Consider the following 14,478-nt stretch of genomic DNA (forward strand, 5'->3'; position numbering starts at 1 on the left):
GATAAAGCGAATACAGCGCGGGTTTCAGCGGCTGCCAGGCCATGGCGGGCCGGGCAGCCTTCGGCAGATGGCTAGTGCCTGGCGAACAGCTGGTTTTCCTCCGCCGCCTCGGTAAAGATGGCGATGGCCTGGTCCAGATCCTCGCGGGTATGGGTGGAGAGCACACTGACACGTAGCCGCGCGTCGCCCACCGCCACGCCAGGAAACACCACGGTCTGGCAGAACAGGCCGCGCTGCCGCACTGACCGGCCCATGGCCATGGTCTTCTGTTCGTCACCGATGACGATGGGGATGACGGCGCTTTCACTGTGCTCGGTATTGAAGCCTGCCGCCTGCAGGGCAGTACGGAGGTAACGGATATTGGCCCACAGGGTCTCCAGCCGCTCCGGTTCCTGCTCCATCAATTCCACCGAGCGGATCAGGCCGGCAGCCACGCCAGCCGGGATGGTGGCGGCGAAAACATAGGAGTTGGCGTAGAAGCGCAGGTAGTCGATCACCTCACGGTCACCCACCACAAAGCCCCCCATGCCGGCCAGCGCCTTGCTCATGGTGCCCACCTCCAGGTCTACCTCGTGGCCCAGGCCGAAGTGCTCGGCCGTGCCAGAGCCTCGACGCCCCAGCACGCCGGTAGCGTGGGCATCGTCTATCAGCAGACGGGCATCGTATTGCCGCGCCAGGGCCACCATCTCCGGCAGCTTGGCGATATCGCCATGCATGCTGAATACCCCGTCCGCCACGATCAGCTTGCCGCCCGAGCGGCTGTCCGCCTTCTGCAAGGCCATCTCCAGCGAGGCCATATCGTTGTGCTGGTAGATGCGGCGTGCAGCGCCAGACAGCTTGCAGCCGTCCTGTATGCTCATATGGTTGTAGACGTCACTGATCACCGTATCGTTACCACCCAGCAAGGCCGAGATCACCCCCACATTGGCCGAGTAGCCGGACGGAAACACGATGCAGGCCTCACGCCCCTTGAAGGCAGCCAGCTTGGCCTCCAGCTCCAGGTGCAAGGTATTGGTCCCGCCGATAAGCCGGCACCCGGTATTGGTGGCGCCAAAGCGCTGGGTGGCATCGACGATGGCATCAATCACACGGGGATCGTTGGCCAGGCCCAGGTAGTTATTGGAGGCAAACATCAGGAACTCGCGTTCCATGCCGCTGTATTCGTCGAAGATGACTGCACGGTTGGTACAGGCGCTACGGAATGGCATGCCGTACCAGAACAGCCCCTTGTCCGTACGATCACGCAGGAAAGGCGCAAATCGCTGCACCTTGCCAAACAGGTCGCGGCCGTTGTCGCCGGCAAAGTCTCGCATGGTCAGGCTATCGTAGTCAGACGCGTCCTGCCGCCCTGTTACCGTCTCCGGCTCAGCCACCGCCACATCCCCACCGGCCTGCAGCCGCGCAGCCGCGCCGGCTTTCAGCGGGTAGGCGGCAAACCGCGCAATCAGGCTGTCCAGCGTCTCCATGCCACTGGCCTCGGCAGCCACCGGCAGCTCGAACAGCTTGTTCAGGTCGGCCACGATATAGGCCAGCATGATGGAATCCACCCCTAGGTCTTCCTGCAGCAGGGCAGCAGGCTGCAGATCAGCCAGGGCATACTGGGTATGCTGCTTCACCACATCCAGGATGACCGCACGGCGGGTGCCTCCGTCCGGGGCATCTCCGCCTTCCTCGTTCCCACCTTCCGCCTCATCCTCCGTGGCAGCAGCCTGCAGGCCGGCCAGCAGTTGGGTGGCATCGTTACGAAGCGGATAGGGGAGAAAACGCGCCATCAGCATCGCCAGGGTTTCCACACCCTGGGTGCCCACGGTATGCGGCACCTGAAACAGCTTGTTCAGATCAGCCCCGATGTAGGCAATCATGATGGAGTCTATGCCCAGCTCCTCCTGGAGCAAGGCGTCGGCGATCAGATCCTCTTCGGCATAGCGGGTATGCGTCTTCACGACGCTGAGGATCAGTTCTTCCGGTGCTGATCGCGAGGCGATGGCTTGCTCATTCATTGCGCGGTCCTTGTGCGTGGTCTGGGCCAGCCGGGCAAGCGGCGGCAAAATGGGGCGGCGAAAGTTTTAAAGAGAGTTGGTTTCCAGGGCCGAACCTGCCGGCTCGGTCACCAGGTGGATGGGCACAGCCGGCGCCTTGCTCTGGGTCGACTTGCCGGCCTCCGCTTCGCGGATCAGCTTGTCCCGCAGGCGCAGGTAGTAGGCGTTGACCTTGTCCACTGGGATCAGGTTGTTGGCGCTGAGGCTGGAGGCACGCGGCCATTGCCCTTCTATGGCCTCCAAGTCCTTGGCCTGCTGGATGAAGCGTTCCATCCGGCACATCATCCATGGCCGCAACTGACGCCACAGCGGTATGGGCAAAGGCTTGAAGAAGGGGAACAGCAGGTCTTTCTTGGGCTCCTGATAGCAGAAGCAGACCCAGGTGTTCTCATCGTCTATGGGCGTGGCCACCAGATAGACGTCAAATACGTCATTGCGTATCTGCACCAGATTGGGCATCAGCACGTCCACGCCTATGCGCCAGCCCCGCTGCCATGGGAACTTGGCCGTCAGCGTGTCCTGGGCCGGGCGCTCGTCATCGGGCCGCAGAATGAAGTCGCTGGTAATCAGGTGCCCATCGATGGCGCAGCGGAAGTCATCCACCCGCCCGCCCTTGGGGTCCCAGATATTCAGGAAGGAACCCTTGTGCACAAAGGGTACGTGGTAGACCTCGCACACGCTCTCGACGTAGCGCGTGTAATGGATGGGCGCGGTCCAGCCATACAGCGAGGTAAAGCCCTTGTATTCGGCAAAGTTGGCGAACATGGGCACCTCGGGATAGCTGTCCTGCTGCTCGCCATTCCACAGCCAGATCAAGCCGTGCTGCTCGTGTACCTTGTAAGCGGGTACCTGCATGGTGCGGGGAATGACGCCGCACTTGCCCAGTACCGGCATATGCACGCATTTGCCTTGCTGGTTGTACTGGAAGCCGTGATAGGGGCAGGCAATCGCATCGCCATGCTGCTTGCCCTTGCTCAACAGCACACCCTTGTGGGCGCAGCGATCTTCCAGGCAGGCCACCTCACCGTTGCTATCGCGGTAAAGCACCAGCTTCTTGTTCAGCCGGGTAATCCCGACCGGCTTGTTCTTCACATCCTGACCACGTATTACGGCATACCACTGGTTGGGTATCATTTTCCGCTCTCTCCGCTAGCCAATCTAAGAATCATCTCTTCCAGCCTGACCACGCTCTGGAAGTTCACCGGGTCTATCTCCTCCAGGGGAATCCGTATCTTGAATTCGCTGGAGATGTAATCGACGATGTCGAATACCGATACCGAATCGAGGATGTTCAGCTCCATCAGGGGCGTCTCCACCGTCAGGTTCTTGTCGCCATCCAGAAAGCTGCGGGAGATAAAGCCCAGTACCTTTCCGGTGAAATCATGTAGGGATTGCATAGTTGTCCTGGCTTGGAACGAGGGTTTCCGGGGTTGCAGCGAGCTCGCAGAGCTCGTGCACAGCAGAGGCGGCGGCCGAGCGCAGATAGCTCAGCCTGGCGATTTCCGAGGCCAGCGACTGCGGGGTATTGAACTGATAGAGCGACTCCGGTGACACCAGCACGCCGTGCTCTGCCTCCAGCACCGAGAGAATGTGCAGGGCCGACACCGAGTCCAGCCCCAGCGCCGCAAACGGGTCCTCGGCGCGGACATGTTCCAGGCTGCAGCGGTTGAGCTTGGCAATCATGGCTCGCAGCCACAAACAGATGCTGTCTGCCGATCCCAGGTCCAACACCGCCAGCGCCGCGCCGGTCGCCTGCTCGTGGCTGGCGCCGCTTACATCGCCGCCCGCCTCGCACCAGCTGAAGTAGCTGCTCAGGCTGCCATCCAGGTATTCGCCCTTGAGCGCAACACGCTGCAGCTTGCCCGACGAAGTAATCTTGACCGTCTTGCGCGGCACAAAGACAACCTTGTCCGCCTTGATGCCGAACTTCTGTATCAGCCGCTGATTGATGGCCACCACCAGGCTGGCAAAGTCCAGGTCGGCCTGCCTGGCCTCTATGGCCAGCACCAGCTGTTCACGTTCCTGCTCTTCCACCGAGAAGGCCACCGCCCGGCCGCTCTTCAGCTCGGCACAGGCCACGGCCGCTTCGTATTCCAGGTCCTGCGGATAGAAATTGACCCCGCGTATGATGATGACCTCCTTCAAGCGGCCAGTAACAAACAACTCACCGTCCGCCAGAAAGCCAAGGTCACCGCTGCGCATGTAATGCCCGGTCTGACCATTGATCTGCAGGCCGAACTGCTGGCGTGTCTTGCCAGGGTCGTTCCAGTAGCCCTGCGCCACACTGGGGCCACTGATCCAGATTTCGCCTATCTCGCCATCCTTGAGCGCAATACCCAGCTGCGGGTCCACCACCCGCACATCCAGCGAATCATGTGGCCGGCCACTGCTGACCAGATAGCGACTTTCCGGGTCTGTCTCGGGCAAGGGGCTCAACTGGTTCTTGCCCAGTTCCCGCGCGCTGACGCTAAGTGACTTGAACTGCGTATCCAGCGGCTTGCCGGACACCATCAGGGTAGCCTCGGCCATGCCGTAGCAGGGATACAGCGCAGCGGGATCAAAGCCGACCCGGCCAAAACGCTCGGCGAAGCGCTGCATGGTGTGGTAGTTGATGGGTTCGGCGCCGCAGAAAGCGATGTTCCAACTACTGAGATCCAGCTGCTCCAGCTGACGGTCGCGGATATTGTTGACGCACAGCTCGAAAGCGAAGTTAGGGCCGCCGCTGCTGGTGCCACGAAACCGCGACACCGCCTCCAGCCAGCGATAGGGGCTGCGCAACACCAGATTGGTCGGTATCAGCATGGTGGCAAAGCCAGCGCAGACTGGCTGCAGGATGCCGCCCACCAAGCCCATGTCGTGATAGGGGGGCAACCAGATCACCGAGCGGCTGACCCCTTCGCGATGACCGAAACACTGTTCGATCAGGCGGGAGTTCTCCACCAGATTGCGATTGCTGACGATAACGCCCTTGGGCTTACCGGTAGACCCTGAGGTGTATTGCAACATGGCAATATCGTCAGGATTCGCCTGAAACTCGCTGAAATGCCCAGCCCGCTCACCCAGGCAGTCTTCCATGCTCAGCCAGCGCAAGCCCTTGAGGGCAGCATCCTGCTCGATGTCGACCAGCAGGCCGTCCAGCCCTGCCAGATCGGTGAGTACGATGGGGTCCTGCAAATCCTGCAGTATCAGCTTGAGCCTGTCGCGCTGCAGCGGGTTGCGGGGCGGAAAGGTCGGCACCGCAATGGCGCCAGCTGCCAGACAGGCATAGAACCCAGCAACGAAGTACTTGCCTTGCGGCAGTACCAGCACCACCTTGGATTGCCCCGCTTCTTCCAAGCGCTGCACGCTCTTGATCGCGTGGGCAATGCGGGTAACCAGTGACTCCAGCTCGAAATAGCTGAGCGTCTCCTCCTGCTCGGCGTCCTCGCCCAGCACCGTATAAACCATTTCGCGCGGCGCGCTCTCAACCCGGTACTTCAGCAGATCAAGAAAGGTATGGCAGTCCGCCGGGCCATTGCGGTAGTGCGCGTGGCCAGCCTGCCCGCCCATCAATTCATCTGCTGCGAGCAGGCCACCTTCGCCGCCCAGTACCTGGATACGAATATCGCTTGATGTCATCGTGCGCTTTCGGAAGTTGTAACCGACTCAGGAAGGGGAGTAACCAGGAACATCGATCCAGCAGGCAATGATGGGGTTGCCATCCACCAGCACGGGTGAGCCCGCCCGATCAGCACTGAATCCGGCCTTGCGCAGCAGCCGTTCCACGCCCAGCGGCGAGACAGTGATCACGCGCCGGGCACCGCTTTCGGCAGCACGTTCCAGCGTGGCTTGCAGTAGCTCCACGGCCACGGGTGAGGAAAACTGCCCCAGCGGCAGCTTGGCCGGATTGGCCGCCGAACTGGCCGCCTCGCTGAAGTCCACCGCAGCAAAGCGCGACAGCTCCCAGATATCGGACGAGTTGGGTACGGGCTGGCCGTTAAGCAGTTGAGGGAAAATTTCGCCCAGCAGATAGGGGCGGGTCGTAGGAAGCAGCCGGGCACCGCCGACTACCTGATCGTCCTGATCCTGGGCCACCACATAAAGCGTATCGGGCCGGTCGAACTGATCAAACTCGAGACCATCCTGGCATTTGAGCTGCCAGCCCAGCTTTTCCACGAACACCCGGTGACGATATCGGGCCAGTCCCATGAACACGCCGGACGGCAGATGGTCAGACCTTCCTGTGACGATTTGCACCACTACCTCCTTATTCGGCTCTTCTCGGCGAGAGCATCGGAGCGTATTGAATAGCGCTTGGTGACTTCACGTAACTACCAGATTTGGTGGGGTCGTCTTCTGCCCGGCATGCCGCCAGGGCGCACAGCGGCGACACATCAGGGTTTCACAACCGACCAGCCTCCCTCTCGAACACCGCCAAGCACCTTGAAGTAAGGCATTTCAGCGGCTAGGCGCCTGACCGTCATTTTTTTGCAACATCACGGGTCGACAAATGACCTGCCACACGGTGCGCAACCAGGGCAGCCAGGCCCCAAGCAAGCGCCAAAACCAGGGCATGCACGCCCTCCACGATCGCTCAGGGGGTGCCGTGCACGCAGCGCCAGGGCGCAAAAAAAGCGGCGCAATGCGCCGCTCCAGGTACTTGCTGCCCTTCGTCTGCCTTCAGGCCATCAATTCAAAAAGCCCAGCATGGCCGCACGTACCACGGCCGCCGTCTTGTTCGACGCCCCCATTTTGGCCACCGCATTCTTGATGTGGAAATTCACCGTGTTCTCAGACAAAGCCAGTATCTCGGAAATCTCACTGGCGGTTTTGCCGTCAGCCGTCCACTTCAGCACTTCCATCTCGCGCTGGGTCAGGTTCAGCTTGCCACCGCCTATACCCAACTTGGGCGACAGGATACGGGCCAAGGCATTGTGCGAGGTCTGCACCAGCCAGCGCATCTTCAGTTCCTTGCTGTGCAACTCCTTAGCGGTGATCACCCCCCTGGAGCGAGCCAGGGTCAGCATGCCGCCCACGCCGTTGGCGGCACAGCTCGATTGCGCCCAGCCATGCCGCAGGCCGAATGATTGCGCCTCGTCCCACAGATCGGTGGCCGAAGCGAATATCTGGTTGGACCAGACGATGGGCGTCTGCGAACTGCGCCCATGCTGCACCGTCGCATCCTTGCGCAGATAGCCCTGCTCCATATAGCGCTGCTGCCATGCCAGCGGATAGTTGTTCAGTATGACCATCTTGGGGTTGGACAACGGTAAAGGCACTCTCAAGCCATAGGCGTAATACTCAAAGCCCAGGGCGATCGCAGCCAGTTCAATCTGTTTAAGCAAAGCCTTTTCACAATTCACCGACTCCTGGGCAGCCAACAGGTCCGCTTGCCAATTCTTCATCCATCCCTCCTGAGTGATTCCAACGGAACTCAACCACCTATCCACCTGCCTGCAAGCAGGCGAGTTGAACAGGCCGGGTAATACGTGCCCCGTTTCATGCCGCAGTTGTTGACACTGCTTGTTCTTGTAAATGTACTGAGTTCAATACCTAAGCCCGACACACACCGCACCAGCCAATTATGCCAATAGCATAGTCAATATGACTGGCCCGCGCCACCCTCAGCCGCCGCCAGCGTAAGCACAGCGGCAACGGCTTGATATACAAAATATTACCCATCAGAATATGCTGATAACCTTGTCGGCAAGCCCGGGGGCAGCGCCTACCTGCAAGCGCAAAAAAAGGGCAGGTGCCTTTCGGCATCCGCCCCCCTGCTAAAGCACTTATCACCAGTATGCTGCACCGCAACAGCGGCCGCAGCTACTAGCAATCTTGCTAGCCGCCTTACCTGCTCAACTTGAGACTGTACTTGCCAACTGGCGAAGTACTGTAGCGCAGCACCTTCACATAACGTGCAGCGGTCGCCCCGCTGCTGTTGCTGACACTGACCAGATCAGACTGGCCAGCCCCCTTCTCGCTCTTGCCCAGCAAGGTACCGCTGCTGTTGTAGACATAGAGATCGAAGTCAGCCGTACTGGCGGATGGCTTCAGAGTCGCCGCCAATGTCTTACCGGCCGGCAAATCGATGACAAACCAATCCTGGTCGGTGGAATTGCTAATAAGACCCTCAAAGTTTGCCGGCGTGTAGATACGGTTGGCCGTACCCAAGGTATTGTTGGGTTCACGCTCAAGTGGCGTGGTCGGTTCGACACCCAATACCGCCTCCATGGCCGCAGCGGCATCCAGCATGCCCGTACCACAGCTCACACTACGCCCATCCAGCCGCAAGCAGGGTTTGACAAAGGCCCGGGCCGACGACTTCAGCAGGCTTTCAACCTGATCCGGCGTCAACGAGGGCTTGGCAGCAATCATCATGGCGGCCACGGCAGCCACATGGGGGCTGGCCATGGAGGTACCCGAGTAGTCACCGTAGGTATCAGCACCGCGCACCGTCGTTCCGGCATTCAGGGTCGAGCGTATGCCCACCCGGTATTCGCTCGGGTCATCCCGCCCGCCGCCGCCGGGTGCAGCGATATCGATACCGCTGCCATAGTTGGAATAAGACGCCAGGCCACCATCCACCCGCAATGCCGCCACTGCCACCACGCCCTGGCAGTTGGCAGGGCTGGCGGTACTGACATCCATGCCATCATTGCCTGCCGCCACCACTACCACAGCGCCATTGGCACGGGCCGTGTCGATAGCATCCTGTTCATACCGGCTGCACGCCCCTGTCCCACCCAGCGACAGATTGATCACCCTGGCCGGCGTGGTGTTCTGCGGCACATTGGGTATGCTGCCGCCCGATGCCCAAGCCATGCCGTCCGCGATATCCGAGGTATAGCCACCACAGCGGCCCAGTACCCGCACCGGCAGTATCTTGGCGTCATAGGCCAGGCCCACGATACCCATGGCATTGTGGGCCGTCGCAGCGACGGTGCCGGCCACATGGGTACCATGCCAGCTCGATCCCGACGCCCGCTCACCCTGGCCACATTCATTGTCCACCACCGTCCAGTCGCCGGCGTCAATGGCATCCCGACTACGCCCAGCCGGCTTACGGCTGACTGCCGGGTCGCTGATCATGTCGTAGCCACCACCGCTGACCAGGTTGCGGGTCAGGTCTGCGTGGCGGGTATAGCCGGTGTCCACCACCGCTACGGTCACTCCCATGCCGGTAGACTTACCCCAGGCCAGCAGCGCATTCACCCCCGTCACGCTATTGTGCAGATCCCACTGCTGCGTCCAATACTGGTCATTCGGCACCACATCCATATGGCGCTTCATCCTGTCGGGCTCGGCATATTCCACACCCGCATCGCCCTTGGCGATATTCGCTGCCATGGCCTCCACTTCAGCCAGGCTGTAGCGCCGATCCAGCTTATAGATCTGCGCCCCCTTGCTGCCCTCACGCAGCAGAGTCGCCGAGCTGCCAAAACCCGACACAGCGCGCTGCACCCGGCTTTGCCGCTGTGCCTGCACTGTGGCACGCGCACTGGCCGCATTCGGCCCGGTCATCTGCGGCGCGGCCAGGCCGCTGTCACGATACTTCAGGATGATACGGTCAGTCCCACTGCTTGCATCGGCGGCCAGGGCAGCAGCACCAGATAGTGCCAACCCTACCGCCAGAGTCACCTTGCTCAATGCTACGAAACGCTGTTTGTTCTTCTTCATTGCGTTGCTCCGTTGTTATCGGACTTGCATTTGCGCCGAGACGCCATCAGCGCAGGGAATAAACCACCGCCCACTGTCCTTGTGTAAAGACAGCAGTCGTAGCGCCAGGGGATACCATGGCTGAAATACCGCAGTACGTGACACGGTTCGCCTAGGCAGCACCACCCGAGCTGCCTTGCCTGTCCGCCATATCATCGCGCCCTGTCCATACCTGGCCGTACAGCCAGGCTATAGCACCAAATCTGCTATACTTATTATTTACTTAGCAACTAAGTTAGATACCAATCTAAATCAGCCTTCCAATCAGTGTCAATGTGCTGACAGACCGTGCGCCCCCCATTCCGATGAAAACAAAACACCTTACAAATCAATACATTAGAAATATATTTAGTTAAATAACTTGCCGCACTACCTGGCGGGGGCTATCACTTCTGCTAGCAAGAGCGCATTGAATGCCATGCAGAAAGAGACACCCTGTATAAGGTGCAGCCCGACGAAGGTGCCCAGCAAGCTCGACGAATCGAACCCAACCAGAGTGAATTATTCCGACGCTGCCTGACCCTCCCGGGAAGGAGAGCGGCTTCAGGGGATTTCCAGCAACCCCGACTGCCAGGCAAGACCAGGCGCGAGCAAAGCACGCCAAGCAGCATGGGGCTGATATGTAGGGGGAGATTTCTCAATAACGCCTCATTGCGAATACAGCGAGGTTGCAGGGCATTCCCTGCCGCTACAACGCCGCATCGAAATAAAGCGGGGCGGCAGGCTGCGCCCCAAACCGCTACGCCGCCCCCTGGGTCCATGCACAGCTTCAAACCCGTGGTGTGAACAAAGATGAAAATACCGCCCCCCCCTGACCCCGCCTACGGACGACTTGATCAGCTGGCTAGCGCCTTCAGCAACTACGCCGCCATGTTGGATGCAGCGCTGGCCGACGCCATCGGCCTGAGCGTGACCGATCACAAGGCATTGGGGCTGATCGTGCAGCAACCAGGCATGACCCAGCGCCAATTGGCCGACCAGACCCAATTGACCTCGGGCGCCATTACCGGCCTGATAGATAGGCTGGAGCGCGCCGGTTTTGTACAACGCCAACCTCATCCACAAGACCGCCGCAGCGTCGTGCTCATGCCAGTTGCCGACCGCATCGGCGCCATCAATCACCTCTACCAGCCACTCTCCAGTGCCATACAGGCGCTGGATGCCAGCTATCCGGCTGCACAACAACGGCTTATACATCAGGCCCTGGGCAGCTTGTGCGACCTGCTGCAACAGCACACCCAAAGACTGCGGCAAGACCCGCAGGTCAGGCCCAGCCAGCGTTGATCAGGCCACACGGCCTTGCACTCACCGTGCAAAAAAATGCTTGCCCAGGCTGAACCTTCTACGCTATTGGCACTCTCTGGTTGAGAGTGCTAATATCGTTTTGCGGTCAATCAACAGGCCGCAACAAGGAGCAAGACCAAGATGACCACCATGACCCTGCCGGCCATTGCCTCAGGCGACAGCCTGGATCGCTATATCCAGCAAATCAACGCCATTCCGTTGCTCAGCCAGGACGAAGAAGTCTCGCTGGCCACGCGCCTGCACGAGCACAATGATCTCGATGCCGCCGGTAAGCTGGTGATGTCGCACCTGCGCGTGGTGGTCTCCATCGCCCGAGGCTATGCCGGTTACGGCCTGCCTCAAGCCGACCTGATCCAAGAAGGCAATATCGGCCTGATGAAGGCAGTCAAGCGCTTCGAGCCCAGCCGTGGCGTGCGCCTGTTCTCCTTCGCGGTACACTGGATACGCGCCGAGATCCATGAATACATCCTGCGCAACTGGCGCCTGGTTCGCATCGCCACCACCAAGGCCCAGCGCAAGCTGTTCTTCAATCTGCGCAGCATGAAGTCCAGCCTGGCCTCGCTCAGCCATACTGAAGCCAAGCAGATCGCTGACGACCTGGGGGTCAAGCCCGAGGAAGTGCTGGAGATGGAAACCCGCATGAGCGGCCAGGACGTCGCCCTGGTAGCCGATGACGGTGACGAAGACAGCTATGCCCCCATAGACTGGCTGGCCGACAATGACAACGAACCCGTTGCCGTACTGGAGCGCCGCGCCACCGATAGGCTGCAAGGCGAAGGCCTGCAATCCGCGCTGGAAGGCCTGGACGCCCGCAGCCGCCGCATCGTCGAAGCTCGCTGGCTCGCCGATGACAGCGGCGCCACCCTGCACGATCTGGCCGATGAATTCGGCGTCTCGGCCGAGCGCATCCGGCAGATTGAGGTCAAGGCGCTGCAGAAGATGAAGACGGCCCTGACCCCGGCCTGACTATGCATGACCAAGCAAAAAGGCGAACCCAAGGTTCGCCTTTTTTGCTTGGTGCCGCTAGCCAAGCCCCGGCGCAGCAGCTCCACCCCGTCTACGCGTAGGCAGGCGCGCAGACCGCTTGGGAGCACGACAGGCCCGCACAAGAGCACCACCAACCTTATCAAGGTTAGCAACGGCTCATCCTTATCTGCCCATGGTCTGGCTGACTCTGATCCTCCTGCTTACCACTACCACTCCAGCGCCATGAATCCCCGACCGTACTTGTACTCAGTCAGCATGTTCTGCTCGGTAATCACTTCCAGCGGCCTGTCTGCCCCCGCGCGTACCATCTCCAGGCTTTCAGTTCGCCAATGCGCCACCCGCTCAATCGCCCGATCAATCTTGGGCTCGCTGCCACAGCCTTCGTTACCGCAGTTGGGGCGCACAAGCCGTATCAGATGCGCATGCTCGGCAAGCTTGGATCGGGCATCATGGTGCCCAGCAAAGATGAAGTTGCGATACCTGAACAGGTGTGGAAATACCTGAGCCGCTGTTTCCATCACGTCCGGCGAACCAGTGCTGTTGAATGCCAGCATCCCGCCGGGCGCCAAGCGTGACGAAAGCACAGTCAAGAACTCCTGGCTCAGCAAATAGCTTGAGTACGCACGCCAATACCAGGTGGTATTCATGACTATCAGGTCGTACCTACCTTCATGCTGCTTTAGCCACTTGCGGCCATCCGCCTCATGGATATGCACCTTGGGGTCATGCAGCACCCCCTTTACCGTTGGGTAGCGCTGTATCAAGTCCAAGTAACCAGGGTTAAGTTCGACTACATCAATACGCTCAACCTCGGGTAGGTGCCGCAGCACCTCTACCCATGAGCCACCACTCAGCCCCACCACCAGAATGCGCTTGGCATTCGGCCGTAACGCCGCCAGCGCATACATCCGTTCTATGCCATTGCTATTGCTCACTATGCTGGTATTGAAGTCGCCGTCCAGCACATTGCCACCGTAGATGCTATCTGCCAGCCCTGGCCTGGCTACCGTATAGATAATGCCATGACGGTTCTCGATGATATTCCCGACCGTCTCCCAGGCTGGGCGACCTGAAGCAGCAATACGCTGCACCACCCAATCAGCGGGTACCCACACCAGACAAAGCAGCGTAGCGACACCAGCCAAGCCAAGTCGCCAGGGCTTTGCGCCACCGGAGAAGCTTGCGGCCAGCAGGCCCAGACCGACGACCAGCGAAAGCACACCCAATAGTACGAAACTGGCTTGCACACCCAAGCGATCCAGCAACACGAAACCAACCAGTATCGGCCCTACGGTCGCACCGAATACATTGGCGAAATAGACATTGGAAACAGAACGCCCCAAAGCTGTCGCACCGCGCGAGCCCAGTTCATGAGCCAGGGGAAACAACAGCCCTTTCAATGCAGATGCCACTGCCACCAAGATAAAGAGTACTACCGTCTCCAGCACAGGCACTGACACTACCAGGGCATAAACCAATGGGGCGAGCATGTCATATAGGCCAGAAGCAGCCAAGAGCACACCGGCCACTTGCAGTGGCGCATGGTTGTCACGGCACAGGCGCTTGCCGTAGTGGGCTCCGGCAGCAATGCCTATCAAGAAAGCAAACAGGACAAAGGCAAAGGCCTGGGGCACAGAATGGTGGGCAAAGCCTACCAGCCTGACCCAGAGTATTTCCAGTCCCAGGCTGCTGAGACCACAGAAGAAGGCCAACAGGCCTGCGAGACGTATCATGGCTGCAGCACTCTTTCCTGGCGCCATTGCACCAGCTTGACCAGTACAGCAACCAGCACATTGATGGCGACAGCGATACCGATGGCCTGGTTGAGCGTCACATACCGGAACAACACAAAACCGCAGGCAAGCGCCCCCAGCGCCGCACCCATGGTGTTAAAGAAGTACAGCAAACCTATGGACTCTCCTACTGCCTTGTCATGCCTGGCGAAATGCGTCGTCAATAGCGGCAGGGTGGCCCCCATCACGAAGGTCGCCGGCAACACAAGGATAAAATTGATAAGCCCGACCTGCCATAGTGGCGCACTGCTGAACAGGTCACCAGCCGCACCTATCAACATCGGGCTGATCATGCCGAACAAGGCAATACCCAGCTCGAACAGGGCAAACAGGTTCAGGGTGGTATCGGGGAAACGGTCCGCCAGCCGACCGCCAAACCATCCACCCAATCCCAACCCAAGCATGAACGCCGACACAACGATGGTAATGGACTCCATGTCCACACCGAAATTGCCGAACAATAGTCGTTGCCAGCATATCTGGTAGATCAGCCCTGCCGCACCCGACAAAGTAAAAACATTGGCAATCGCCAATTTACTACCTTGCATAGACCTACTTCCTGTTGTGTCACCCGCTTATCGCAAGTGCTTGCCATTTATCGGTCACTGCAGAAGCGCAGGCACTACTAACCATGCGCAGCCTCGCTTCCATACCTAGGC

11 protein-coding genes are annotated in these 14,478 nt (G+C 59.8%); 2 read left to right on the forward strand and 9 right to left on the reverse strand.

Annotated elements, in window-relative coordinates; all coding sequences use genetic code 11:
* Positions 1-71 precede the first annotated feature (71 nt).
* The 7 genes from V7714_RS04355 to V7714_RS04385 all read right to left on the reverse strand — a co-directional run bounded on the left by V7714_RS04355 (position 72) and on the right by V7714_RS04385 (position 9,695).
* Positions 72-2,000, reverse strand: a complete 1,929-nt coding sequence (locus tag V7714_RS04355; RefSeq protein WP_335708608.1) for an aminotransferase class I/II-fold pyridoxal phosphate-dependent enzyme — start codon at positions 1,998-2,000, stop codon at positions 72-74.
* Positions 2,001-2,066: 66 nt separating this feature from the next.
* The gene (locus V7714_RS04360; RefSeq protein WP_335708609.1) at positions 2,067-3,173 is read right to left on the reverse strand and encodes a Rieske 2Fe-2S domain-containing protein; all 1,107 of its coding nucleotides are present in this window, start codon (positions 3,171-3,173) and stop codon (positions 2,067-2,069) included.
* Positions 3,170-3,436 carry an acyl carrier protein gene (locus tag V7714_RS04365; protein ID WP_335708610.1) on the reverse strand — a complete coding sequence of 89 codons (267 nt, stop codon included), beginning with the start codon at positions 3,434-3,436 and terminating at the stop codon, positions 3,170-3,172. The genes V7714_RS04360 and V7714_RS04365 overlap by 4 nt, the downstream gene beginning before the upstream one ends.
* Positions 3,420-5,657 carry an AMP-binding protein gene (locus tag V7714_RS04370; protein WP_335708611.1) on the reverse strand — a complete coding sequence of 746 codons (2,238 nt, stop codon included), beginning with the start codon at positions 5,655-5,657 and terminating at the stop codon, positions 3,420-3,422. Before V7714_RS04370 ends, V7714_RS04365 begins: the two co-directional genes overlap by 17 nt.
* A 27-nt stretch (positions 5,658-5,684) precedes the next feature.
* Entirely contained in the window at positions 5,685-6,275 is a 591-nt protein-coding gene (locus V7714_RS04375; RefSeq protein WP_335708612.1) for an acyl-homoserine-lactone synthase, read from the reverse strand.
* A 431-nt stretch (positions 6,276-6,706) separates the two neighbouring features.
* A complete protein-coding gene (locus V7714_RS04380; protein ID WP_335708613.1) occupies positions 6,707-7,423 on the reverse strand; it encodes an autoinducer binding domain-containing protein in 717 nt (238 codons plus the stop codon).
* A 442-nt stretch (positions 7,424-7,865) separates the two neighbouring features.
* Positions 7,866-9,695 (reverse strand): S8 family peptidase, encoded by a 1,830-nt coding sequence (locus tag V7714_RS04385; protein WP_335708614.1) that lies wholly within the window; start codon positions 9,693-9,695, stop codon positions 7,866-7,868.
* An 831-nt stretch (positions 9,696-10,526) separates the two neighbouring features.
* Here V7714_RS04385 and V7714_RS04390 point away from each other — a divergent pair.
* Together V7714_RS04390 and rpoH are read left to right on the forward strand one after the other, a co-directional pair.
* Positions 10,527-11,018 (forward strand): MarR family transcriptional regulator, encoded by a 492-nt coding sequence (locus tag V7714_RS04390; RefSeq protein ID WP_335708615.1) that lies wholly within the window; start codon positions 10,527-10,529, stop codon positions 11,016-11,018.
* A 141-nt stretch (positions 11,019-11,159) separates the two neighbouring features.
* Positions 11,160-12,005: an RNA polymerase sigma factor RpoH gene (gene rpoH, locus V7714_RS04395; RefSeq protein WP_335708616.1), complete on the forward strand. Its 846-nt coding sequence runs from the start codon at positions 11,160-11,162 to the stop codon at positions 12,003-12,005.
* Positions 12,006-12,232: 227 nt separating this feature from the next.
* On the opposite strand, the gene V7714_RS04400 is transcribed toward rpoH, so the two are convergent.
* Both V7714_RS04400 and V7714_RS04405 read right to left on the reverse strand, forming a co-directional pair.
* Entirely contained in the window at positions 12,233-13,759 is a 1,527-nt protein-coding gene (locus tag V7714_RS04400; protein ID WP_335708617.1) for a spermidine synthase, read from the reverse strand.
* Positions 13,756-14,367 carry a fused MFS/spermidine synthase gene (locus V7714_RS04405; RefSeq protein WP_335708618.1) on the reverse strand — a complete coding sequence of 204 codons (612 nt, stop codon included), beginning with the start codon at positions 14,365-14,367 and terminating at the stop codon, positions 13,756-13,758. Before V7714_RS04405 ends, V7714_RS04400 begins: the two co-directional genes overlap by 4 nt.
* Positions 14,368-14,478 lie beyond the last annotated feature (111 nt).

Source organism: Chitinimonas sp. JJ19 (genome assembly GCF_036961565.1).
Classification (GTDB): Bacteria; Pseudomonadota; Gammaproteobacteria; order Burkholderiales; family Chitinimonadaceae; genus Chitinimonas.

Excerpts from the sequence above, each read along its gene's own strand:
- V7714_RS04385 (WP_335708614.1), bottom strand. The coding sequence starts at position 9,695 with ATGAAGAAGAACAAACAGCGTTTCGTAGCATTGAGCAAGGTGACTCTG.
- V7714_RS04400 (WP_335708617.1), bottom strand. The coding sequence starts at position 13,759 with ATGATACGTCTCGCAGGCCTGTTGGCCTTCTTCTGTGGTCTCAGCAGC.
- V7714_RS04365 (WP_335708610.1), bottom strand. The coding sequence starts at position 3,436 with ATGCAATCCCTACATGATTTCACCGGAAAGGTACTGGGCTTTATCTCC.
- V7714_RS04405 (WP_335708618.1), bottom strand. The coding sequence starts at position 14,367 with ATGCAAGGTAGTAAATTGGCGATTGCCAATGTTTTTACTTTGTCGGGT.
- V7714_RS04360 (WP_335708609.1), bottom strand. The coding sequence starts at position 3,173 with ATGATACCCAACCAGTGGTATGCCGTAATACGTGGTCAGGATGTGAAG.
- V7714_RS04355 (WP_335708608.1), bottom strand. The coding sequence starts at position 2,000 with ATGAATGAGCAAGCCATCGCCTCGCGATCAGCACCGGAAGAACTGATC.
- V7714_RS04380 (WP_335708613.1), bottom strand. The coding sequence starts at position 7,423 with ATGAAGAATTGGCAAGCGGACCTGTTGGCTGCCCAGGAGTCGGTGAAT.
- rpoH (WP_335708616.1), top strand. The coding sequence starts at position 11,160 with ATGACCACCATGACCCTGCCGGCCATTGCCTCAGGCGACAGCCTGGAT.
- V7714_RS04390 (WP_335708615.1), top strand. The coding sequence starts at position 10,527 with ATGAAAATACCGCCCCCCCCTGACCCCGCCTACGGACGACTTGATCAG.
- V7714_RS04370 (WP_335708611.1), bottom strand. The coding sequence starts at position 5,657 with ATGACATCAAGCGATATTCGTATCCAGGTACTGGGCGGCGAAGGTGGC.